The organism is Christiangramia sp. OXR-203, assembly GCF_034372165.1.
Classification (GTDB): domain Bacteria; phylum Bacteroidota; class Bacteroidia; order Flavobacteriales; family Flavobacteriaceae; genus Christiangramia.
The window spans coordinates 936723-958809 of sequence record NZ_CP139698.1 but is presented as its reverse complement, the minus strand read 5'-3'; the positions used below and the strand labels follow the sequence as shown (position 1 = coordinate 958809).

The following is a 22087-nucleotide window of genomic DNA, read 5'->3' as shown; positions in this document are numbered from 1 at the left end:
TTAAAATTTAAAATCCCAGTTTACCTGAGGATCATATTGAATTTTACCATCCTGCACCAGCAACGGACTGGTAAAGTTATTTGTATACAAACCACCCGTTCCCAAACCTTGGGGAAGATCTGTATTCAGCGTGTAAGTCCATTGCGCAATTGCATTGAGTCCTACATTGCTCTCCAGCGCGCTGGTGATCCACCATTTCACCTGGTTAGCTTCACAGATATCGATCCATTCCTGAGTGCCTTGCATTCCACCAATCAAACTTGGTTTGTAAATGGCATATTGTGGTTGTATAGTTTGTATCAGTTTAGCCTTTTCTGTTACATCTCTGACTCCTATCAATTCTTCATCGAGTGCAATTGGAATTGGCGTCTTTGAGCATAAATTGGTCATTTCCGGTATTTGGCCTTGCTTTATGGGCTGTTCAATACTATGAAGGTCGAATTTTGAAAGCCGCTCTAATTTCTGCAAGGCTTCAGCTGGATGAAAAGCTCCGTTTGCATCTACTCTTAACTCCATGGATTCTGCCGAAAAATTTTCCCGAATAGATTTCAGTAATTCAATTTCAGTTTCAAAATCTATCGCCCCAATTTTCAGTTTAATACAACGAAAACCCTGTTCGATTTTTTCTGAAATTTGTTTTTTCATGAACTCCTTGTCACCCATCCAGATGAGTCCGTTTATTGGAATATGATCCTTTCCCTGAGTAAATTCCGAAGGAAATAATTCGAAAGGAGTGCTTGAATCGAGGCTGCGAAACGCCATTTCAACTCCGAACTGGATACTGGGGAATTCGCGTAATTCTTCCCATAGCATTTCCTTTCCCAGGTTGATATTTTCACAAACCCAATGAAGTTTATCCTCGTAATCTGGACGATCATCATAACTCAATGATCTTAGAATTCCGCATTCACCTATACCGTATTTATCATTATCCTCGACCTTCAGAAACCACGTTTCTTTTTCAGTAAGAACGCCCCGGGAAGTTCCACTGGGGCGTTTGAAATTTAAAAGGTATCGTTTGTAAGAAGCTTTCATAATTATACTTCAACAGATTCACCAATATCGAGCAGTAGAAGATCTTTACCCTTATCTGCAAATTTCTTTTTAGCATCATCATGGTCAATTTCAATAAAACCGAAGGTATCATAGTGACATCCAAGGATACGATTACATTCGATGAAATCACTGGCGAGGATGGCATCTTCTACACCCATGGTAAAGTTGTCGCCAATTGGAAGAACAGCAAGATCAATTTTAGTTCTCATGGGTATCAATTTCATGTCGAGCGTCAAAGCTGTGTCACCGGCGATATAAATATTCCCGCTATCAGTTTCGATCACAAAACCGCCGGGTTGTCCTCCATACTTGCCATCAGGAAATGAACTGGTATGCAAAGCATTCACATATTTAACTCTTCCGAAGTCAAAATCCCAGCTACCACCATGGTTCATGGGATGTACCTCAAAGCCTTTATCTCCATAATGATTAGCGATCTCGTAGTTACTCACAATCTTGGCGCCCGTATTTTTAGCGATCGCTTCAGCATCCAGCACATGATCTTCGTGCGCATGGGTTAGCAAAATGTAATCAGCCTTTAATTCTTTAATATCTACTTTATCCTTGGAAAGATCGTTTCCGGTAATAAAAGGATCCACGATGATGTGTTTATTTCCAATCTCGAGAGCGAGCGAATTCTGTCCGTAAAATGTAATTTTCATAAAATGAGTTTTTCGGTTTTTATAAAAATAAGGATTCGGCTAAATTCCTATAATTAGTAGGCTATATAGTTTTGTTAAACTTAAACCTTAGAGCACAAGTCCTAGCGCAAATAGAATTGAGATTCCAAATGTGGAAAGCGCCACTATCTTTAACTCGGGATCCAGATCTTTAGGGTTGTCATTCTTATCCACACGCATCAAATGAAAGATAAGCGGAATAAAACCTAGCAGATACATAAAATCATCCAGTTCCCTGGAAACCATTGCTGAATAGATCAACATAAAGAACAAAGCTCCAATAATTAACAGGTAATGGTAATTCTTCGCCTTTCGCTCTCCCAATTTCACAACCAGCGTATTTTTACCAGCTTTCGCATCTGAAATTCTATCCCTAAGATTATTAAGGTTGAGAACCGCGACACTTAAAAAACCAATAGCTACTGCCGGAAAGAAGCTTACAAAGTTATGATCATGTGTATATAAAAAGTAACTACCATAGACGGCAACCAATCCAAAAAATATAAAAACAAAAATATCCCCTCTACCGCGATATCCGTAAGCCGAATTTCCGACCGTGTATTTGATCGCAGCGACGATAGCACCTATTCCCAATATTAAAAACACCAGCGCAGCGATCCAGTTTTTGTCTTCGAAAGAAGCATAGATCAGTAATACAGCAAGTATAAAAGTTGCAACCGCGGTAATAACCATCGCATTAAGCATTTCCTTCTGAGTAATGATCCCGCTTTGTAAGGCACGCATGGGACCAATCCGGTCCTCATTGTCGGTTCCTTTTACCCCGTCACCATAATCATTAGCAAAGTTAGAAAGGATCTGTAATCCAAGAGTAGTTCCCAGAGCGAGACTAAAAATTGCGAGGTTGAACTGGCCCTGTTGTGCAGCGATACTACTTCCTACAATTATCCCTGATATAGATAATGGAAGTGTTCTCAGCCTTGCCGCACCAACCCAGGTTGAAAATTTGCTCATTTAATTCATGATTTTTACAAGAAGTTCTTTAAGAAGATCTCCCTGTGAAACATTGGCAGCGCCTACACCTTTACTTTTCACATCAGTTTCATGCAAATCGCTAATCACCTTACTTACTTTTTTCATTGGAAAGTTTCTCGCGGCGGTGATATAATCACCCACAAAATAGGGACTTATTTTTAATTGTTTGGAAACTGCTCCTTTGGATTTGTCATTAAGGCCATGGTATTGCAGGATCTGAGAAAAATAGGAAAATAGCAGACTAATGGTCACTACCAGTGGATTGTCTTTAGGATTCTGAGCAAAATAATTGATTATTCTATGCGCCTTTAAATTATCTCTTTCTCCAATCGCTTTACGCAATTCGAAATTGTTGAAATCTTTGCTAATCCCTATATTTTCTTCAATAATCTCCGGACTAATAAGCGTTTCCTTTTTGCAAATAAGCTGAAGCTTTTGAAGTTCATTATCGATCTTCCCGAGATCTGTTCCCAGGAATTCAACCAGCATTTGAGAGGCCTTTGGAGAAATTGAATATCCCCGACTTTTCATGGTCTTCATGATCCAGTCCCCCACTTGGTTCTCATAAAGTCGTTTACTTTCGAAAATAAGACCAGTTTTCGCAATGGTTTTATGCAGCTTCCGGCGTTTATCGATCCTTTTATATTTATAGCACATCACCAATACTGTGGTAGGCTGAGGATTTTCAGCGTAATCTGCCAGTTTTTCGATCGTTCTGGAAAGATCCTGAGCTTCTTTTACAATAATTACCTGCCTTTCAGCCATCATTGGATACCGCTTGGCATTGCTCACGATTTCCTCGATGTTCGTATCTCTTCCGTAGAGGGTCATTTGATTAAAACCCTTTTCTTCCTCGGAAAGAAGATTGTCTGCGATATAATTTGAAATTCCGTCTATATAAAAGGTTTCCTCACCCATCAGGAAATAGATAGGTTTAATATCACCTTGCTTAATCTCGTTTACAATTTTTCTGGCTTCGTCCATAGAGGAGTTTACGGCGATTTATGAATTGATGGAAAACTGAAGGTGATATTTTATCACTGAATAATCTTCATTACTTTTGAAAAATGCAGAAGCTGAATTTTCCATCCTACTCATTTCGGTTCAAAAATAATCAAAATAAAGTAGCTGTTTTTGACGATCTACGGAAAAAGTTTATCATCCTTACACCTGAAGAATGGGTACGTCAGCATACTGTGAAGTTTCTGGAAAAAGAGAAAAATTATCCGGTAAGTCTTATCAATGTTGAAAAGCAAATAAAGATCGCCGGTCTCACCAAAAGGTATGATGTGGTTGTGTTCGAGCCAAAAGGGAATATCCATATTATCGTGGAATGTAAAGCACCAAAAATTAAAATCACCCAGGACACGTTCGACCAGATCGCCAGGTATAACCTGAGCTTAAAGGCAAATTATTTGATGGTAACTAATGGAATCGAACATTACTTTTGCCAGATGGATTATGAAAAGGAAACTTATATTTTTCTAACCGAATTACCGGAATATCAACGAGCATGAATATAGCTGTAGTTATCCTCAACTGGAACGGGAAAGATCTGTTGAAAAAATTCCTGCCTTCGGTTATTACAAATTCTGAAGAGGCGCAAATTTACGTAGCCGATAATAATTCTACAGATGAATCTGTAGCGGTATTAAAGATCAGCTTCCCAGAGGTAAATATTATTCAGAATAAATCGAATAATGGTTATGCTGGTGGATATAACGAGGCTTTAAAGTCGGTTTCCGAAGAAATTATCATTTTACTAAATAGTGATGTGGAGGTGACCCGCAACTGGCTTGTTCCAATACTGGAAATCTTTCAGAGAGAAGCAGATGTAGCGGCAATTCAGCCAAAGATACTGGATTACAAGAAAAAGGATCATTTTGAATATGCCGGTGCAGCCGGTGGTTATCTTGATCAATTTGGATATCCTTTCTGCCGGGGAAGGATCTTTCAGAAAATGGAGGAAGATAAAGGACAGTATGATGATAACCATGAAATATTCTGGGCTTCAGGTGCCTGCTTTGCCATTAGGAATTCAGTTTACCAGGAAGCTGGCGGACTTGACGAAGACTTCTTCGCTCACCAGGAAGAAATAGATCTTTGCTGGAGAATTCAGAATATGGGATATCGCATAAAATATACAGCAGATTCTGTCGTTTACCACGTAGGTGGAGCGACCTTATCAAGTATGGATCCCAAAAAAACCTATTATAATTTTAGAAATGGTCTTTTTTTACTGCTGAAAAACCTTAAATCGACAGATTTACTCCCAATATTATTCGGAAGAATGATCCTTGACGGAGTTGCTGCTCTAAAGTTTTTAAGCGAAGGAAAAGTGGATCATTTTACGGCAATTTTAAAAGCTCATGGCAGCTTCTATTCATCATTTAACAAGATTAGAAAAAAGCGTCCCGATCAATTTAAAATTGAGCGATATTATAAATTGCGTTCTATTGTGTATCAACATTTTATCCTTAGAAAGGCACGCTATGGTGAACTAGAAAAATAATATAGAAAGGAAATGTTAAAATAGCTTTCCACCTTGCTATTTTTTTGATATTTTTGGCCTCTAAACAATTTAAAATTTAAGAAACTAGTTATGAAAAAAATCATGCTAATGTCGGCTACTGCGGCCCTTTTGCTATCTTCATGTGTTTCACAGAAAAAATACAATGAACTTGAAACAAAACAACGTGAAACTCAGGATCAATTAAATACTGCTACAGTAAAATTGAACTCCTGTCTTGATGAAAAAGAGCGTCTAAATAGCCAGGTTGCAAACTTAAATAATACAAATGCTGCTTTATTGAACAACGTTGGGAACTTGGCAACTCTTTCTAAGAAAGAAGCTGAGAACATGGAACGTTCTTTAGAAAGTATTAAAGAAAAAGACCTTGCAATTCGTTCTATGCAAGATGCAATGAACAAGAAAGATTCTGTAACTCTTGCTCTTGTAACCAGTCTTAAAGGAGCTCTTGGTAACTTAAACGATGAGGATATCGAGATCAATGTTGAGAAAGGTGTTGTTTACGTATCTATTTCAGACAAATTACTTTTCGATAGTGGTCGTTACAACGTAACATCTCGTGCGAAAGAAGTTCTTGGTAAAGTAGCTACTGTTGTAAACAACAAGCCAAATATCGAATTTATGGTAGAAGGTCATACAGATGACAAAGCTATTAGCACTTCTATGTTCGAAGATAACTGGGATCTAAGTGTGAAACGTGCAACTTCTGTAGTACGTGTTCTTCAGGATGAGTTTGGTGTTGAGCCAGCGCGTATGACTGCTGCAGGTAGATCTTACTATGTACCACTTGCAAGCAACGAAACTGCTGAAGGTCGTGCTAAGAACCGTAGAACAAGAATTGTTGTTCTTCCTAAACTTGATCAATTCTACAGTATGATCGAAGATGGAATGGAGAAAGCTAGTTCTCAGTCTAACTAATAAGAAACCTTTTTTCTATATATCAAAGCCTCTGCATTGCAGAGGCTTTTTTTATTTATCAGATTTAACATCTGATATTCAACGTTTTATATTATTTTAGTAGTATTCCCTACTCTCTAAATCACTAATTATGAAAGCACTCAAAATTAGTAGTGGAATACTTTTTCTAGGCCTCTACCTGTTCCAGGTATCCTGCTCCTCTGAGTCTATTGAAACTCGGACCGAATCAACAGATAACAATTATACTTCAGCTGAGTTTGAAATTCAGGAAATTGATCTCAGTTCTTTCTCTTTATCTGAAAGTGTAAATCTACCAGCTAAGAATAGCTCATGCGAAATTACTTCGTTTCAAAATCTACTTCAGAAGAATTTCGAGAGTTTAATTCAAGATCCATATTTTGATGTTGAGATGGTCTTCTATTTAAGAGACCTTCACAGAAAGTATGTTACTCATTACATAGGTCCAAACTATTATGGCAGCGATGGACAATACAATCGTCTAGAAGTTAAGCGAGTGCGAGAACTTCAGAAGTTCTGGCAGCTTGACCGGCAGATTTATTTAAATGGACAGCATACCGCAACATTGGAAGATCCTCAGCAATTAGCAGATATGATCGAAAGTTTTGATCGTAGCATTCGTAATGCTACAGAAGCGAGAATTAAAGCTTTGCAAATCATTGAAGCTTATCAGAATAGTAGCCAGATCCCAGAAAATACCTTCTTCGCCCTCAATGCATTTACAAGATCAAATGGTCTTCTTGTCATAAGTGATGGTATATTGGAATTATTGGAAGAATCAGGAATTCCCGGAGAAATAGCCTTTAGCGGACTCCTCGCTCACGAATGGTGGCACCAGGCCCAATTCGAGTACAACCTACAATGGGAGAATGACTACACAAAAAATTCTGAGCTTTTGCTAGAATTAGAAGCCGATTTTGCAGCAGCTTATTTTCTAGGACATAAAAGAGGTGCAACTTATAATTGGAAGCGACTCGAATCATTTTTCGACATGAGCTATAATTCTGGAGATTGTTTTACTGAAAGCCCAGGTCATCATGGAACACCTGCTCAAAGATTAAAAGCAGCCCAAAGCGGTTTCGAACTGGCGTTCTCTGAGAAAAAGAAAGGAAAACCAGGAAAGCCTTCAGAAATACATAAGGCGTTTTTAGAATCTATGTAATAAAAAAAGCCCTCGCTAGAGGGCTTCATTCATTAAGTTAATTACAGATTACTTCTTAAGAAAATCTACGAGTAATCTGTTAAACTCTGCAGTGTGAGTCAGAACAAGACCGTGAGGAGCATCCATCACCTCGTGGTATTCACTATTTGCTATCATTTCAGCACTCTTTTTTCCAGACATTTCAATAGGTACTACTTGATCTGCGGTACCATGAACAACTAGCGTAGGAATATCAAATTTCTTCAGATCTTCTCTAAAATCTGTTTTTCCGAAAGAGTCTACACATTCCAACGTGGCATTCGGTGATGCCTGACATCCTATAGACCAGTAATAGTGCGCCATATCTTCACTAATTCGATCTGAATTGTCTTCGAAATTCAGGAATTGGTCTCCAAATTCTGATAAAAATCCGGGACGATCTTTTCTAAGATTCTTTTTAAAACCTTCAAATGTCTCTGCATCCAAACCATCAGGATTATCATCAGTCTTCAGCATAAATGGTGGCACCGCCGAAATTAATGCTGCTTTACTCAATTTAGAAGTTCCGTAGTTTGCGATATAGCGGGCTACTTCCCCTCCACCCATTGAAAAACCGACAATCGTAGCATCTGTAAGGTCTAATTTAGTAATTAGATCATTTAAATCCTTCGCCAGCGAATCATAATCATATCCAGTCCAAGGCTTATCACTTGCTCCAAAACCTCTACGATCGTAGGCAATACATCTAAATCCTGCCTCAACGATAGATTCTATTTGGTATTCCCACATTCTATGACTTAATGGCCAACCGTGAATTAAAATTACCGGTTTACCTTCACCATAGTCTTCATAATATAAATTAATAGGTTGCCCCTTAACTTCAGTTGTAGTTTCTAATGTACTCATAATTTAATTTTTCTTTTAAGTTACTATCTCATACCGAGTTTGAAAAACCCTGAACAAGCTTTAATAGCGAATTAACTAGAAAGTTTGGGAAATCCTAAAATTTTACATGATTTCAAGGGAACCTTTCCCTTCCCGGATTACTTCCGGTTCTGGCGTTGTAAGGTCAATTACGGTTGAAGCAACATTATCGCCGTAACCACCATCGATCACCAAATCCACCAGGTTGTCCCATTTCTCCCGAATCAATTCTGGATCTGTACTATATTCCAACACCTCATCTTCATCCCGAATTGAGGTTGAAATTATTGGGTTTCCAAGAGCTTTGACAATCGCCTGGCAAATGGAATTATCTGGAACCCTGATCCCGACTGTTTTTTTCTTTTTGAAAACACTTGGGAGATTGTTTCCACCAGGGAGTATAAAAGTGTACGGTCCCGGTAGACATCGTTTAAGTATCTTAAAGGTAGTTGTGTCGATTTGCTTCACATAATCAGAAAGATTGCTAAGATCTTCGCAAACAAAGGAAAAATTAGCTTTCTCCAGTTTAACGTTCTTGATCCTGGCAATCTTTTCTAGTGCACTGTTATTGGTAATATCACATCCCAAACCATAAATAGTATCTGTAGGATAAATGATAAGTCCTCCTTTTTTAAGGACTTCTACTACCTTATTTATATGTTTTGGTGCGGGATTTTCATCGTAAATTCTTAGAAGTTCAGCCATATTAGTATGTTTTTGATCTTCTTAAAATTAAGATATTCCGCGTAATTGGAATGATTTAGTCCGCCTTTTTAACTTCGCTTTCAAGTTTAAGCACGTTGCTACCATCTTCCTGTTCGATATACAATGCTTTGTTGCCTTCTTCTCCGTCGCGGGTCACTTCATTTCCATCGATCGTTCGGGTCACTTTCTTGGTAAATGTACTTTGCACTTTTCCTTCCGCAGTTCCATTTCCCCATTCCCATTTTACTTTACTTCCTTCTTTAATCATAACTTTTTTTTTCAAGATAGTTGATAGAACAATCTTCTGAAGAAATTTAAATAAATCGCTAACAGTGTTTTAGAGGAAGATTAACGTATTCCTGAACAGGCATAAAAAAAGAGACCTAAAAGCAGGTCTCTATAAAAACGTTGTTTTTTATTTGGTTTTTGGAGTTGTAAAAATGTAGGGATTAATACGACTCTGAGCTAATATATGTATTTTCTACAGTAATCCTAGGAATTTTTAAGAAAGAATTTTCAGCTTGGCAAAACGTAAGAGTAAATTCTTGATACCGCCCTGTTCAAATTCGATTTCAGCTTTTCGATCCTGGCCAACACCCTCAAGTTTAAGAACTTTACCTTTTCCAAAACGCATATGTTCCACTTCATCCCCTGCGGAAAGATTCAAAGTGTTCATAGCTTTCTCCGGTTCTTTCGCAGCTGGTCTTAGTTTTCTAAGTTTACGCAACTGTTCTTCTGAAGGTTTATGAGCTGGAGGTGGAGTACCTGTTCTGGGTTTGCTTTGTCTTAATTTGCTCTTATCCACATCGTCCCCAAAGATATCTGTATCTATCAAAGGCTTGTACTTATAATCGTCCTGTGGCACTAAAGTTTCAAGGTATTGCTCGTCGATTTCTTCAATAAATCTACTAGGCTCGGCATCTACAAGTTTACCCCAACGATACCTGGAAAGTGTGTAGGTAAGATATGCCTGCTTCTCGGCCCTGGTTATAGCTACATAGAACAATCGGCGTTCTTCTTCAAGTTCGCTTCTGGTATTCATACTCATCCCGGATGGAAAAAGATCTTCTTCCATTCCGACGATATATACATAAGGAAATTCCAGCCCTTTGGCCAGGTGAATGGTCATTAAAGCAACACGATCATCATCCCCGGTATCATTATCAAGATCTGTAGCAAGTGCTACGTCTTCAAGAAATTCTGATAGAGAACCAGTTGCGTCTGCGATCTCTCGCTGGCCTTCAACGAAATCCCTGATACCATTAAGTAATTCCTCTATATTTTCAATTCTGGCAATTCCTTCAGGTGTACCATCTTTTTTAAGTTCCTGAACCAGCCCCGTCTTCTTGGTCACCATTTCAGCAATTTGGAAAGCGTCCATAGTTTCGTTAGAAATGGCAAAACTCTGGATCATATTTACAAAATTTTCCAGTTTAGTCTGCGTTCCACGATTGATCTTAAGATCAAGTTTATCCAGATTCTGAATAACTTCAAAAATTGACCTGTTATGCTGATTGGCGGTTACAGAAAGTCGGTCCATTGTGGTCTGGCCAATTCCTCGTGCTGGATAATTGATCACTCTTTTAAGAGCTTCTTCATCCTTATTATTCAGTATAAGTCTGAGATAAGAGAGTACATCCTTGATCTCTTTTCGCTGGTAGAATGAAAGTCCGCCATAAATTCTATATGGAATATCTCTCTTTCGTAGTGCGTCTTCCATCGCCCTACTCTGTGCATTGGTTCTGTAAAGGATGGCGAAATCACCATTATTAAGCTGTTGTTGCATTTTGTTCTCAAAGATAGAACTAGCAACGTAACGCCCCTCTTCGCCATCTGTAAGTAATCTGTTCACAACGATCTTTGGCCCGTCATCATTCGCAGTCCATACGATCTTATCCAGCTTGGTCTTATTCTTATCAATAATTGAGTTGGCAGCATGTACAATGTTTCGGGTAGACCTGTAATTCTGCTCAAGCCTGTACATCTGTACATTGTCATAATCCTTCTGGAAATTCAGAATATTGTTAATATTGGCACCCCTAAATGCATAGATACTCTGCGCATCATCACCTACCACACATATATTCTGAAATTTATCTGAAAGTGCTCTTACGATCAAATACTGAGAATGATTGGTATCCTGGTACTCATCCACCAGAATGTATTTAAATCTACTCTGGTATTTATGCAGGACATCCGGAAACCTGTTCAGTAATTCATTCGTTTTTAGAAGCAGATCATCAAAGTCCATCGCGCCCGCCTTGAAACAGCGATCCACATATTGCTGGTAGATCTCACCCAATCTTGGCTTTTTGGACATGGCATCGGCTTCCTGCAATTCCTGATTCTGGAAATAGGCCTTTACCGTGATAAGACTGTTCTTATAAGAAGAAATTCGGTTATAAACCTGCTTGTATTTATACACATCCTTGTCCAGACGCATATCTTTTATGATCGCTCGTATCACAGAATGAGAATCCTGAGTATCGTAAATGGTAAAATTTGAAGGGTATCCAAGTTTATCTGCCTCGAACCTCAGCATTTTAGCAAAAACCGAGTGGAAAGTTCCCATCCAGAGATTCTTAGCTTCACTACTTCCAACGATCTTGGAAATACGCTGCTTCATCTCTCGTGCTGCCTTGTTGGTAAAGGTTAACGAAAGAATATTGAACGCATCTACGCCCTGATTCATCAGGTAAGCGATCCTGTAGGTTAACACCCTTGTTTTACCAGATCCCGCACCGGCAATAACAATCATTGGTCCGTCTTTCTGCAGCACCGGGGCCCTTTGTGCATCATTTAATTCAGCTAAGTAAGCTTCCAAATCTTCTCCATTTTATTAATGCTGAAAGGTAACTAAAATGCTCAAAAAACTAAACCCGTATCGAACCGATTTTTAAACATTAAGGAAGTCTTCTGAACCATTGCACGATATTTTAATATCTTTAAAAATTCAACATTATTGCATCCTACTTCCATGAAGAAATTGATCTTGCTATTTACTATCCTTTGGGTAAATCTATCTATTGCCCAGCAATTTGAAGCTGGAAATGTTATTCCTGAATACGGCAAAACCATTACTGTTCCTCATGCCGAATTTAAAGTAGATACCAATCTGGTATACAAAGTAGTATTTGATATCGATAGGAATTTCGATCCTGCTGAAGTCAATAAACTGGTAGAAACAGCTGCTCGATTTTTGAATATGCATGAAAAAGCTGGAGTAGATCCTGAAAATATGCACCTTGCTCTGGTCTTTCATGGTTCAGCTACTAAAGATGTTCTCGATGATACTTCGTATTCCGAGGCTTATCCTGGAACTGAAAAAAATCCGAATACTCCGCTATTTACAGCACTGGCAAATGCCGGAGTAGAACTTATCGTATGCGGCCAGAGCGCAGCACATCATAATGTAGATCCTGAAAATGTCCATAAAGATATTAAGTATGCACTTTCAGCAATGACAGCACTTTTACAGCTTCAGGCAGATGATTATCAATTGATCAAATTCTAAACTTTCTAATATGAAATATATAATTACTCTAAGCATTCTTCTGGCAACACTTGGCCTTCAGGCGCAGCAGAATATTCCTGAAGCTGATTTTCAGAATATAGAAGATCAGGTGATCGATTGGCGAAGAGATCTTCACGAAAACCCGGAATTATCCAATCGTGAATTCGAGACCGCTAAAAAGATAGCAGCACATCTGGAGTCACTTGGTATCGAAACTACTACTGGAATCGCAAAAACCGGAGTCGTAGGAATTTTAAAAGGTGACAAGCCTGGTAAAACCCTGGCTCTTAGAGCAGATATCGATGCGCTCCCGGTAACAGAAAAAAATGATCTGGAATTTAAGTCAACCAAAACTATAGAATTCTTAGGTTCTCAAACAGGCGTTATGCATGCTTGCGGGCATGATACTCATACCGCAATTCTTATGGGTGTTGCTGAAATTCTTTCAAAGCATAAAGATAAAATTAATGGCACTGTAAAATTTATTTTCCAACCTGCTGAAGAGGGACCACCACCAGGTGAGGAAGGTGGAGCTGCGCTAATGATCAAAGAAGGTGTTCTTGACAATCCTGAAGTTGATGCCATTTTTGGATTGCATATTAACGCTGCTACTCCAGTGGGAACTATCAAGTATAAACCTGAAGGTACCATGGCAGCAGTGGAAAGATTTGTGATCAATGTTCAGGGTAAACAAGCGCATGGTTCAGCTCCATGGAGTGGTGTGGATCCAATTTTAATCTCTGCCAAAATCATTGATGGCCTGCAAACGATCATCAGCAGAAATGCAGATTTAACTGAGTCGGCTTCTGTGATCACAGTTGGAAAGATCACCAGCGGTGTGCGATTTAATATTATTCCTGAGACCGCCGAACTAATTGGTACCGTTAGAACTTTAGATCCAAGAAACAAAAAAGTGATCCTGTCCAGAATGCGCGAACTCGTACCGGCAATTGCCAAGGCATACGGTGGTTCTGCCACGATCGATATTCAGAATAATACCGCGATCACATTTAATGATGTAGCCCTGACCCAACAGATGCTTCCCACTCTTGAAAATGTTGCCGGAAAAGAGAACGTAAATTTAATGAAGGCAACCACCGGTGGAGAAGATTTTTCATATTTTCAGGAAAAAGTCCCAGGATTTTACTTCTTTTTAGGTGGAATGCCTGAAAATGCCGAACCTACAAGACATCATACTCCCGACTTCTATATTGATGAAAGCGGACTTTTACTTGGTGTAAAGATAATGACACAATTAACTCTTGATTTTTTAAGCAATTCCTAATGGATCAAATTTTAAGCTTCTTATCGTCTATTCCATGGTGGGGATGGATACTACTCATATTAATAATCATCGCAATTAATGATGTTCTCTTTAATCGGAAACATACTATAAAGCACAATTTTCCGGTGGTTGGACACCTACGCTACTTCCTGGAAAGCATTGGACCTGAAATACGGCAATATCTAGTAGCCAATAACAGGAAAGAATTACCCTTTAACCGGCGTGAACGAGGCTGGATATACGCTTCAGCAAAAAATGAAAATAATTATGAAGGATTCGGTACAGACCAGGACATGTATTCTTCGCACTATATTTTTGTAAAAAATTCCATTCTACCTTATAAATTACCTGCAGGGCATCCAAACCAGAAAAACTCCGGATTAATCCCCTGCGCGAAAGCAATGGGAACCTACAATAAGCGGAAAAGACCATTTAGACCGGCTTCAATAATTAATGTATCAGCAATGAGTTATGGTTCACTTTCAGCAAAGGCTATAGAGTCTTTGAACGAAGGTTGTAAACTTTCAGGAGCTTATCACAATACTGGTGAAGGCGGATTATCTCCTTACCACAAAAAAGGGGCAGATGTTGTTTTCCAGATAGGAACCGGATATTTTGGAACCAGAGATGAACAGGGGAATTTCGACATGTCCAAACTAGTCAAACTAGTACAGGAAAATCCACAAGTTAGAGCGATCGAACTTAAATTATCTCAGGGAGCAAAACCTGGAAAAGGAGGTGTTCTTCCAGCAAAAAAGATCTCACAGGAGATTTCAGAAATTCGTGGAGTTCCAATGGGGAAGGATGTTCTATCACCGGCTTACCATTCGGCATTTGGCAACCTTGAAGATATGATTATATTTCTTGAGGAAATTGCAGCGGCTACAGGACTTCCGGTAGGAATTAAGGCTGCAATTGGAAATCTTGATGACTGGCATACACTTGCCGGCATCATGAAATCTAAAAATCACGGACCCGATTTTATTACCATAGATGGCGGTGAAGGCGGTACTGGTGCTGCGCCACCAAGTTTCGCAGATCATGTTTCAGTACCATGGATCTATGGTTTTAGTGATGTTTACAAGATCTTTCAGGAATATGAACTTACCAATAGGGTCGTTTTTGTAGCGGCTGGTAAACTCGGATTCCCTGCAAAAGCTGCTATGGCCTTTGCTTTAGGTGCAGATTGTATCAACGTTGGCCGGGAAGCGATGATGAGCATTGGCTGTATACAAGCTCAAAGCTGTCATACTAATACCTGTCCTACCGGAATTGCAACTCAGAATAAATGGCTGCAAAGAGGTATTGATATTGCAGATAAATCCATGCGTACCAATTTCTACTTTGTAAAATTCAGAAAAGAGCTGCTTCAAATTACTCATGCTTGTGGTCATGAACATCCCGCACAATTCACTACCAACGATATCGAGATCAACTTAAGTGATAAGAATCTTTCAAATACATTAGAATCTACTTTTGGATATACTAAGGATAAAGTAAATTTCCAGTCTGTACCAGAATTAGTGACATGTCCACACTTGGGTGGTAACCTTGATTTAAAATCGCTACAAATAACTGAAGACGCTATACATTAATACTTATGAACGAATTTGATGTTTTTCAATTGATCTATGGAATTCTCCCCGCAGCGATCGTGGGTTTGGTAAGTTTTTATTTTTTTCACACCTATTCCAGTAATGAGGAAAATCGTAGAAGGTTTTTACTGCTTAGAGAAAAACAGAAAACTTCGCTACCCATAAGATTACAGGCATACGAAAGACTTACCTTATTTCTGGAAAGAATATCTCCAAGTAAATTACTATTTCGGGTTGAGCCTGTAGCTGAAGATGTTTCGGCTTATACAAGTTTATTAATAGCTAATATTGAACAGGAATTCGAGCATAATCTAGCGCAGCAAATCTATGTTAGCAACGAATGCTGGGACTATATAAGAACATCAAAAAATGCGATGATTAGCATGATCAGAAATGCTTCAGATAAAGAAACCGTATCGAATCCAGATGATCTTAGAAAAATTATTCTTGAGGCAACGATGGAAAAACAAGCACCTACCGAGGCTGCATTAGGTTTTATCAAACAGGAAGTTAGAAACCTAGCTTAAACCACGAAGATTTCGCAGCTTTACGCTCCATCTCTTTCTTTTCGGCATATTCAAAACCCTGTTGCCACCAGTCGGTCATATCTTCTTTGTTGAAAACAAGAGAATTTTCTGTTAGCTTGGTTGGTGTATAGTAGATATTCAGCTTTACCTTTTTATTCATCGCGGCAAGTTTTCCTTCCACGATATCATGATATTCGACCTGGTCCAACAAGAAACCGAAGAGGTTGACCATTAATGAAAAAGGATTCTTACCTAGAACTTTATTGTATTCCATGTTTTCAGCTTCCAGAATGATCGCATCTACTTCTGTTGCTCCGCGTTTAATGGCCTCTCTGATTGGAACCACACATCCAAGACCACCGTCTGCATATTCAAAGCCATCTTTAGTCGCGAGACTCATAAAAGGTATATAATTACAACTTATCCAGATCCAGTCGCAAAAATCGTCGTACTCGAAATCGTGAATAGATTTATATTCCACCCTGTTCTTGGATAGATTAGACACCGTTACGACCACATCTTTAATGTTGGATTTAAGCTCGTTGAAATCCTGCTGAGAAAAGTTCTTTCGAATGCTTCTCCGTAAAGCTTTGCTTTCCCCAAAGGTTCGGCGCTGTCTTATAAATTGCCAGACGGTATTCAGGTAATTGATCGTCACATATTCCCGACCATCTTTTTTCTTGATTACGAAAGGATTGACGCTAAAGATCGTTCTCTGCGTGACATTTGTATAGATATCGTAAACTTTCTGGATGTTTCCTGCGGCCAGGTGTGGAATAAGCAAACTGCCGGTACTGGTTCCTAGAAAAAGATCATACCTTCTTTTTTGTTCCTGAATTAGATGTTGGGCAACGCCGCCGGCAAAGGCGCCTTTACTTCCTCCTCCAGATATAACCAGTGCACGCATTAAGGTTCAATTTCGTTAATTTCTTCATTTCTGTATTTGGCAAACTCATAGCCACTCTCCCACCATTCCCTCATTTTCTCCTTATCAAAAATAAGAGAATTCGTAGTTAGAACGCTTGGAGTATAATAAAAATTGATAATACAATCCTTATTCGCGGCAGAAAATTTCCCAATCCTGATATTCTGAGTTTCGATCCTGTCCAGCATAAATGCGAAAAGATTGGTAATAAGCGAAAATACGTTCTTTGAAGGCATCCTGTTAAAATAAGTTACTTCAGTTTGAAGAATGATCGCATCCACCTCTGTCGCACCTCGCTTAATCGCTTCCTCAATTGGCACCATGCTTCCCAGTCCACCATCGGCATACTCACATCCATTTTTGGTGACCAAACTCATAAATGGCGTGTAATTGCAGGAAATCCAGATCCAGTCTATAAATGCATCGTAATCGTAGTCCTTGATACTCTTATACTCCACCTCATTCAGAGAGAGATTAGAAACTGTAACCACGACTTCCTTATTGCTATCCTTCAGTTGCTTAAATTCTTCTTTTGTAAAAGTCTTCTGAAGCAGGGTTTTGAGATTTAAACTATCACCGAAGGTTTTGCTTCCTTTTAGAAAATTCAGAATAACATTAAAGTGATTGATCGTGATGGTTTCCTGCCCATGCTTCTTTTTGATGAGGAATGGTCTGCTACTAAAAATACTGGATTGATTGACGCTGGTAAAAGCCTTTTTAACTTTCTCTGCTTTATGCAAAGCCATATGAGAAAGGAGCAAACTTCCAGTAGACGTCCCTATAAATAGATCATAATCGCGGCCTAGATCTTCAGTAAGATACTGCGCAACTCCGCCGGCAAAAGCTCCCTTGCTTCCTCCTCCTGAAATTACGAGTGCTCTCATCCTAACCTGAAATTTTAGAGTTCAAATATCTACTATGTTTCTCCTCTAAGGCTGAAGACACATTTATCAATTTCTCTCGATATTCCTCATTTGCGATCAATTCATCAAGCAATTGTCTTGCAAAATCCCGAAACCGGTAAGCATGATGATCTGTTGCCCTTAACAGGCTCTGCAAACTAGTTTCATTAAAAGTTCCTAACTGGTATAGATATCCAAAAGCATTTTCCCTTACTTCAAAAGGATATGATGGGTTTGTGTATCCAGATAATTCCTCAAAATATTCAGAAGTTTTTTCCGGCTCGAATTCGGAAGTTACCAGGCTCAAGGTTAGCCAAAGCATACGTACATTCTTATTATAGAATCCGTCAATATTCCTGGATTTCTCCAGATATTCTGCTTTTTTCTGCGGAAATCTTTCCCATAATTTGAACAATGCTTTTTCGATGGTGAGATAAGATTCATCATCTAATAAACTTTCAAAGTTGGATTGCAGTTGCTGCGGAATTGTTTGCATACTGGTAGCAATCGCCTGTCTTACATATAGGTTGTTAGATTCAAATGCTTTTATATATAAGCTTCTGCCTAAATCTGAATTTTCTCCGGCAAGCTGATAGACAACCTCCTGCCCTAAATAATCATTTACAGGGAAATCCAGGATTTTATCCAGATATCCAAATTTTGTTTCTAGCGGAGTTTCTCGTAAGGCAGCAAGCTCAAGGTAAGATTTCATAAATTCTGATTCTCTTAAAACATTCAGCGATTGGTTAGCTTTAAAAGCTGACTGTTCTAACCAGTCAGTTTTGTACTGAGTAAGGTCCATTCCCGAAGCAAGTTCCATTTCCGCAAGAAAATTATCGGTTTCCACATTCTTAAAAGCATAAGTTTCGAGGTAACTTTTTATGCCCTTTCTAAAAGCTTCCTCACCAACTTTTTCTCTTAGAATATGTAATGCCCAGGCTCCTTTTTGATAATAAGTACTGGAGCTCCCAGTTGAAGACAATAATTTCTGTCCTTTTCCTGAATCGCTTAATTCCTTTAAAACCTCTGCCGACTGGTATAATTTCCAGTAAAAATAATCCTCTCCAAAAATTTCTTTCTCAGCTAACAATGCATAGTAAGTGGCAAATCCTTCGTGCAACCAGTGATGTTTTCCACTTTTCTCGGTAACCAGATTTCCGAACCATTGATGAGCCAGCTCATGCGCATTTACATTCACATAGTTTTGATCATGATAACCAATGGAATCCACCATAAGAGATTCAGAAAAAATAGTAGTTCCTGTATTCTCCATTCCAGCATACAGAAAATCTCTTACGGGAATCTGCTTATAATTACTCCATGGATACGCTATACCAATTTCCTGTTCAAAGAATTCCATGATTTCCGCAGAATGCCTGTAAGTTGGCTCCAGAAGCAAAGAATCCTGCGGGAGATAATAATTCTGGATCTCAATTCCTGAAGTTGAAGTGTTGGTTTTGGATTGATATTTACCTGCTGCGAAACCAACCAGGTAAGAACTCATAGGTTCTTCCATATTGAATTTCCACAGTCTAACGGAATCGTTTATAATTTCATTGCTGATATTTTCACCATTAGCAATGAGTTCGTAGGAAACGGGGAATTCAAAAGAAAGGTCAAATTCTGCTTTCTCATTCATATCATCGACACTTGGCAACCAGCTGGAAGTGTATTTTCCCTGGCCCTGCGTCCAAACCTGCCTTTCTTCTTCGGCAATATCAGCATCATTCCAATTGATGAAATAGACAGCTTTTTTTGGTGTTACCTCATAATCAAGTGACAGGGAAATACTATCGTTCACCTTGAAGTCATGAAGAATATAAATTCCTTCTGTATCTACTGAAAAATCAATGCTTTGACCATCCAGCTGTACATTTTCGAATTGCATATCCTTCCCGTTTATAAACAAGCTATCATCAGGATAAAGCACATCTATCGAATACAGAACTTCTCCCTCGATCTTTTGTCGAGCCGGATCAATGTTAAGGTGAGCATCCACTTTCTGAAAATCAAATCGTTCTACCTGGTGATCACGAATCTTCTGAGCATGTATAAGGGACATGTTCAGAATTAAAAAAAGTGCAGTTAAATATCGCATTCAGAATAAAAATATCTTGTGCAAATTACAAAAAATTGAAGCTGTTATGAGATATTCCTGAAGATTAAAACGAGTTTCTACACCACCGCCCATGTAAATCAAACGTATTTAATATCTTCGTTTTTATGATCCAGAACCTGCTGCAAACCCCTATTGAGTATCTTAAAGGAGTTGGTCCCAACCGGGCCGATCTTTTTAAGAAGGAACTCAACATCAGCACCTATCGAGACCTCATCAATTTTTTCCCTAATCGTTATATAGATAAAACAGGTTTCTATAAGGTCGCACAACTGCAGCAAAATTCTTCTGAAGTACAAATTGTTGGTAAGATCGTCCATCTAAAAATGGTTGAACAGAAGAAAGGCAAACGCCTTGTAGCCGACTTTGTTGATGACACCGGAAGAATGGAGCTGGTCTGGTTTAGAGGCCATAAATGGATAAGGGAAAACATCAAATTGAATACGCCTTATGTCATCTTCGGAAAAACAAATTTTTACAGTGGGATGTTCAGTATGCCACATCCGGAGCTTGAACTGGTATCAGATTATAAGAGGAATTTAAGGGTCGCCATGCAACCGGTATATCCTTCTACTGAATTACTTCAGAAGAAAGGAGTTACTAATAGAGTGATCATGAAATTGATGCAGGAAGTGCTGCAACAAACCGGGATGAAATTTTCTGAAAGTCTGAATCCGGAATTACTGGAAGAACTAAAACTTCTGGGAAAAGCAGAATCGCTATTCAATATTCATTTTCCGAAGAACCAGGAGCTATTGGCAAAAGCGCAGTTCAGACTTAAATTCGAGGAGCTTTTTTATGTGCAACTGCAATTACTGCGCAGAAACCTCATGCATAAACAAAAGATCAAGGGTTTCAATTTTGACAAAGTAGGTCATATTTTCAACGACTTTTACAGTAATCATTTACCGTTCGAACTTACCAATGCTCAAAAACGTGTGGTCAAGGAAATTCGAGGAGATATGGGAAGCGGCGCCCAGATGAACAGGCTATTACAGGGAGATGTAGGTTCCGGTAAAACCATTGTTGCCCTGATGTCCATGCTCCTTGCGCTCGATAATAATTTCCAGGCATGTTTAATGGCTCCTACAGAAATTCTCTCTATTCAGCATTATCATGGTTTAGTAGAACTTTGTATAGAACTAAAATTGAATATTCGATTGCTTACCGGATCAACCAAAACCAGGGAGCGCCGGGAAATCCATGAACAACTGGAATCTGGAGAGATACATATTCTCATTGGCACCCATGCTCTTCTTGAAGACAAAGTAAAATTTAAGAATCTTGGTCTTGCCGTGATCGATGAACAACATCGTTTTGGAGTGGCCCAAAGAGCCAAGCTATGGAAGAAGAACCATATTCCACCTCATGTTCTGGTGATGACTGCAACTCCAATTCCGCGTACTCTGGCTATGAGTCTGTATGGAGATCTGGATATTTCGGTCATTGATGAATTACCTCCTGGTCGTAAACCTATTAAAACCGTTCAGCGTTATGATAGCAATCGCTTAAAGGTTTTTGCTTTTATTCGGGATGAAATTCAGAAAGGCCGCCAGGTTTATATCGTATATCCGCTTATACAGGAATCTGAAAAAATGGATTATAAGGATCTTATGGATGGCTATGAAAGTATCGCCAGAGAATTTCCAGACAACCAGATCTCTATTGTTCACGGCCAGATGAAACCTGCCGACAAGGACTTTGAAATGGATCGTTTTGTAATAGGTCAAACAGATATTATGGTTGCCACTACCGTAATCGAAGTAGGCGTAAATGTTCCTAACGCCAGTGTGATGATCATAGAAAGTGCTGAAAGATTTGGTCTTTCGCAGTTGCACCAGTTAAGAGGACGTGTTGGTCGTGGTGCTGAACAGAGTTTTTGCATTCTTATGACGGGTCATAAACTTTCCAACGATAGTAAAACGAGATTGGAAACAATGACTTCTACCAACGATGGTTTTGAGATCGCTGAAGTTGACCTGAAGCTAAGAGGTCCTGGTGATCTTATGGGAACTCAGCAAAGCGGGGTTCTTAATTTAAAGATCGCAGATATCGTGAAGGATAATGCAATTCTGCAATCAGCCAGATTTTATGCCAACAGGTTGCTCAAAGAAGATCCAAACCTTGAGAATGAAAAAAACAGCACTGTGAAAAACGCCTATTCACGCCTGGTCAAGAACAAAACGATCTGGAATTACATTAGCTAACCGAATCTTATTAGCTACTGACAATCAATTGATTAAATTTTTATTTATCTT

General features: G+C 38.9%; 20 protein-coding genes. 9 read left to right on the top strand and 11 right to left on the bottom strand.

The window, feature by feature from the left end; translation table 11 throughout:
• From T8I65_RS04465 to holA, 4 genes are all read right to left on the bottom strand, one after another.
• The gene (locus T8I65_RS04465; protein ID WP_322302207.1) at positions 1-1035 is read right to left on the bottom strand and encodes an o-succinylbenzoate synthase; all 1035 of its coding nucleotides are present in this window, start codon (positions 1033-1035) and stop codon (positions 1-3) included.
• Between the two features lie 2 nt (positions 1036-1037).
• Positions 1038-1718, bottom strand: coding sequence for a metal-dependent hydrolase (locus tag T8I65_RS04460; protein ID WP_322302206.1), 681 nt, complete (start codon positions 1716-1718; stop codon positions 1038-1040).
• Positions 1719-1805: 87 nt separating this feature from the next.
• Positions 1806-2708 carry a 1,4-dihydroxy-2-naphthoate octaprenyltransferase gene (menA, locus tag T8I65_RS04455; RefSeq protein ID WP_322302205.1) on the bottom strand — a complete coding sequence of 301 codons (903 nt, stop codon included), beginning with the start codon at positions 2706-2708 and terminating at the stop codon, positions 1806-1808.
• The gene (holA, locus tag T8I65_RS04450; RefSeq protein WP_322302204.1) at positions 2709-3713 is read right to left on the bottom strand and encodes a DNA polymerase III subunit delta; all 1005 of its coding nucleotides are present in this window, start codon (positions 3711-3713) and stop codon (positions 2709-2711) included.
• A gap of 83 nt (positions 3714-3796) precedes the next feature.
• Here holA and T8I65_RS04445 point away from each other — a divergent pair, with 83 nt between their 5' ends.
• The 4 genes from T8I65_RS04445 to T8I65_RS04430 all read left to right on the top strand — a co-directional run bounded on the left by T8I65_RS04445 (position 3797) and on the right by T8I65_RS04430 (position 7357).
• Positions 3797-4246 carry a type I restriction enzyme HsdR N-terminal domain-containing protein gene (locus T8I65_RS04445; RefSeq protein ID WP_322302203.1) on the top strand — a complete coding sequence of 150 codons (450 nt, stop codon included), beginning with the start codon at positions 3797-3799 and terminating at the stop codon, positions 4244-4246.
• Positions 4243-5241 carry a glycosyltransferase family 2 protein gene (locus tag T8I65_RS04440; protein ID WP_322302202.1) on the top strand — a complete coding sequence of 333 codons (999 nt, stop codon included), beginning with the start codon at positions 4243-4245 and terminating at the stop codon, positions 5239-5241. The genes T8I65_RS04445 and T8I65_RS04440 overlap by 4 nt, the downstream gene beginning before the upstream one ends.
• Positions 5242-5331: 90 nt before the next feature.
• Positions 5332-6177, top strand: coding sequence for an OmpA/MotB family protein (locus T8I65_RS04435; RefSeq protein WP_141877139.1), 846 nt, complete (start codon positions 5332-5334; stop codon positions 6175-6177).
• Between the two features lie 130 nt (positions 6178-6307).
• Entirely contained in the window at positions 6308-7357 is a 1050-nt protein-coding gene (locus T8I65_RS04430; protein WP_322302201.1) for a hypothetical protein, read from the top strand.
• 48 nt (positions 7358-7405) lie between these two features.
• Here T8I65_RS04430 and T8I65_RS04425 read toward each other — a convergent pair whose 3' ends face one another.
• The 4 genes from T8I65_RS04425 to T8I65_RS04410 all read right to left on the bottom strand — a co-directional run bounded on the left by T8I65_RS04425 (position 7406) and on the right by T8I65_RS04410 (position 11789).
• A complete protein-coding gene (locus tag T8I65_RS04425) occupies positions 7406-8242 on the bottom strand; it encodes an alpha/beta fold hydrolase (protein WP_141877137.1) in 837 nt (278 codons plus the stop codon).
• 102 nt (positions 8243-8344) lie between these two features.
• Positions 8345-8965 (bottom strand): L-threonylcarbamoyladenylate synthase, encoded by a 621-nt coding sequence (locus tag T8I65_RS04420; RefSeq protein ID WP_295179459.1) that lies wholly within the window; start codon positions 8963-8965, stop codon positions 8345-8347.
• Between the two features lie 55 nt (positions 8966-9020).
• Positions 9021-9233: a DUF2945 domain-containing protein gene (locus tag T8I65_RS04415; protein WP_141877135.1), complete on the bottom strand. Its 213-nt coding sequence runs from the start codon at positions 9231-9233 to the stop codon at positions 9021-9023.
• 234 nt (positions 9234-9467) lie between these two features.
• Positions 9468-11789 (bottom strand): ATP-dependent helicase, encoded by a 2322-nt coding sequence (locus tag T8I65_RS04410; protein WP_322302200.1) that lies wholly within the window; start codon positions 11787-11789, stop codon positions 9468-9470.
• Positions 11790-11942: 153 nt separating this feature from the next.
• Here T8I65_RS04410 and T8I65_RS04405 point away from each other — a divergent pair, with 153 nt between their 5' ends.
• From T8I65_RS04405 to T8I65_RS04390, 4 genes are read left to right on the top strand one after another with little or no spacing between them, the layout of a single operon-like run.
• Complete coding sequence (locus T8I65_RS04405; RefSeq protein ID WP_322302199.1) at positions 11943-12479, top strand: DsrE family protein; 537 nt, start codon at positions 11943-11945, stop codon at positions 12477-12479.
• Positions 12480-12489: 10 nt separating this feature from the next.
• Positions 12490-13764, top strand: coding sequence for an amidohydrolase (locus T8I65_RS04400; RefSeq protein WP_322302198.1), 1275 nt, complete (start codon positions 12490-12492; stop codon positions 13762-13764).
• Positions 13764-15359: an FMN-binding glutamate synthase family protein gene (locus T8I65_RS04395; protein ID WP_322302197.1), complete on the top strand. Its 1596-nt coding sequence runs from the start codon at positions 13764-13766 to the stop codon at positions 15357-15359. Before T8I65_RS04400 ends, T8I65_RS04395 begins: the two co-directional genes overlap by 1 nt.
• Positions 15360-15364: 5 nt before the next feature.
• Entirely contained in the window at positions 15365-15886 is a 522-nt protein-coding gene (locus tag T8I65_RS04390; RefSeq protein WP_322302196.1) for a hypothetical protein, read from the top strand.
• Here the strand turns inward: T8I65_RS04390 and T8I65_RS04385 are convergent.
• From T8I65_RS04385 to T8I65_RS04375, 3 genes are read right to left on the bottom strand one after another with little or no spacing between them, the layout of a single operon-like run.
• Positions 15870-16793: a patatin-like phospholipase family protein gene (locus T8I65_RS04385; RefSeq protein WP_322302195.1), complete on the bottom strand. Its 924-nt coding sequence runs from the start codon at positions 16791-16793 to the stop codon at positions 15870-15872. The genes T8I65_RS04390 and T8I65_RS04385 overlap by 17 nt on opposite strands.
• On the bottom strand, positions 16793-17695 hold the full coding sequence (locus tag T8I65_RS04380; RefSeq protein ID WP_322302194.1) for a patatin-like phospholipase family protein: 903 nt from the start codon (positions 17693-17695) through the stop codon (positions 16793-16795). Before T8I65_RS04380 ends, T8I65_RS04385 begins: the two co-directional genes overlap by 1 nt.
• A gap of 1 nt (position 17696) precedes the next feature.
• On the bottom strand, positions 17697-19775 hold the full coding sequence (locus T8I65_RS04375; protein ID WP_322302193.1) for a M1 family metallopeptidase: 2079 nt from the start codon (positions 19773-19775) through the stop codon (positions 17697-17699).
• Positions 19776-19936: 161 nt separating this feature from the next.
• On the opposite strand from T8I65_RS04375, the gene recG reads away from it, so the two are divergent.
• On the top strand, positions 19937-22036 hold the full coding sequence (gene recG, locus T8I65_RS04370; protein WP_322302192.1) for an ATP-dependent DNA helicase RecG: 2100 nt from the start codon (positions 19937-19939) through the stop codon (positions 22034-22036).
• The last annotated feature ends 51 nt before the right edge of the window (positions 22037-22087 follow it).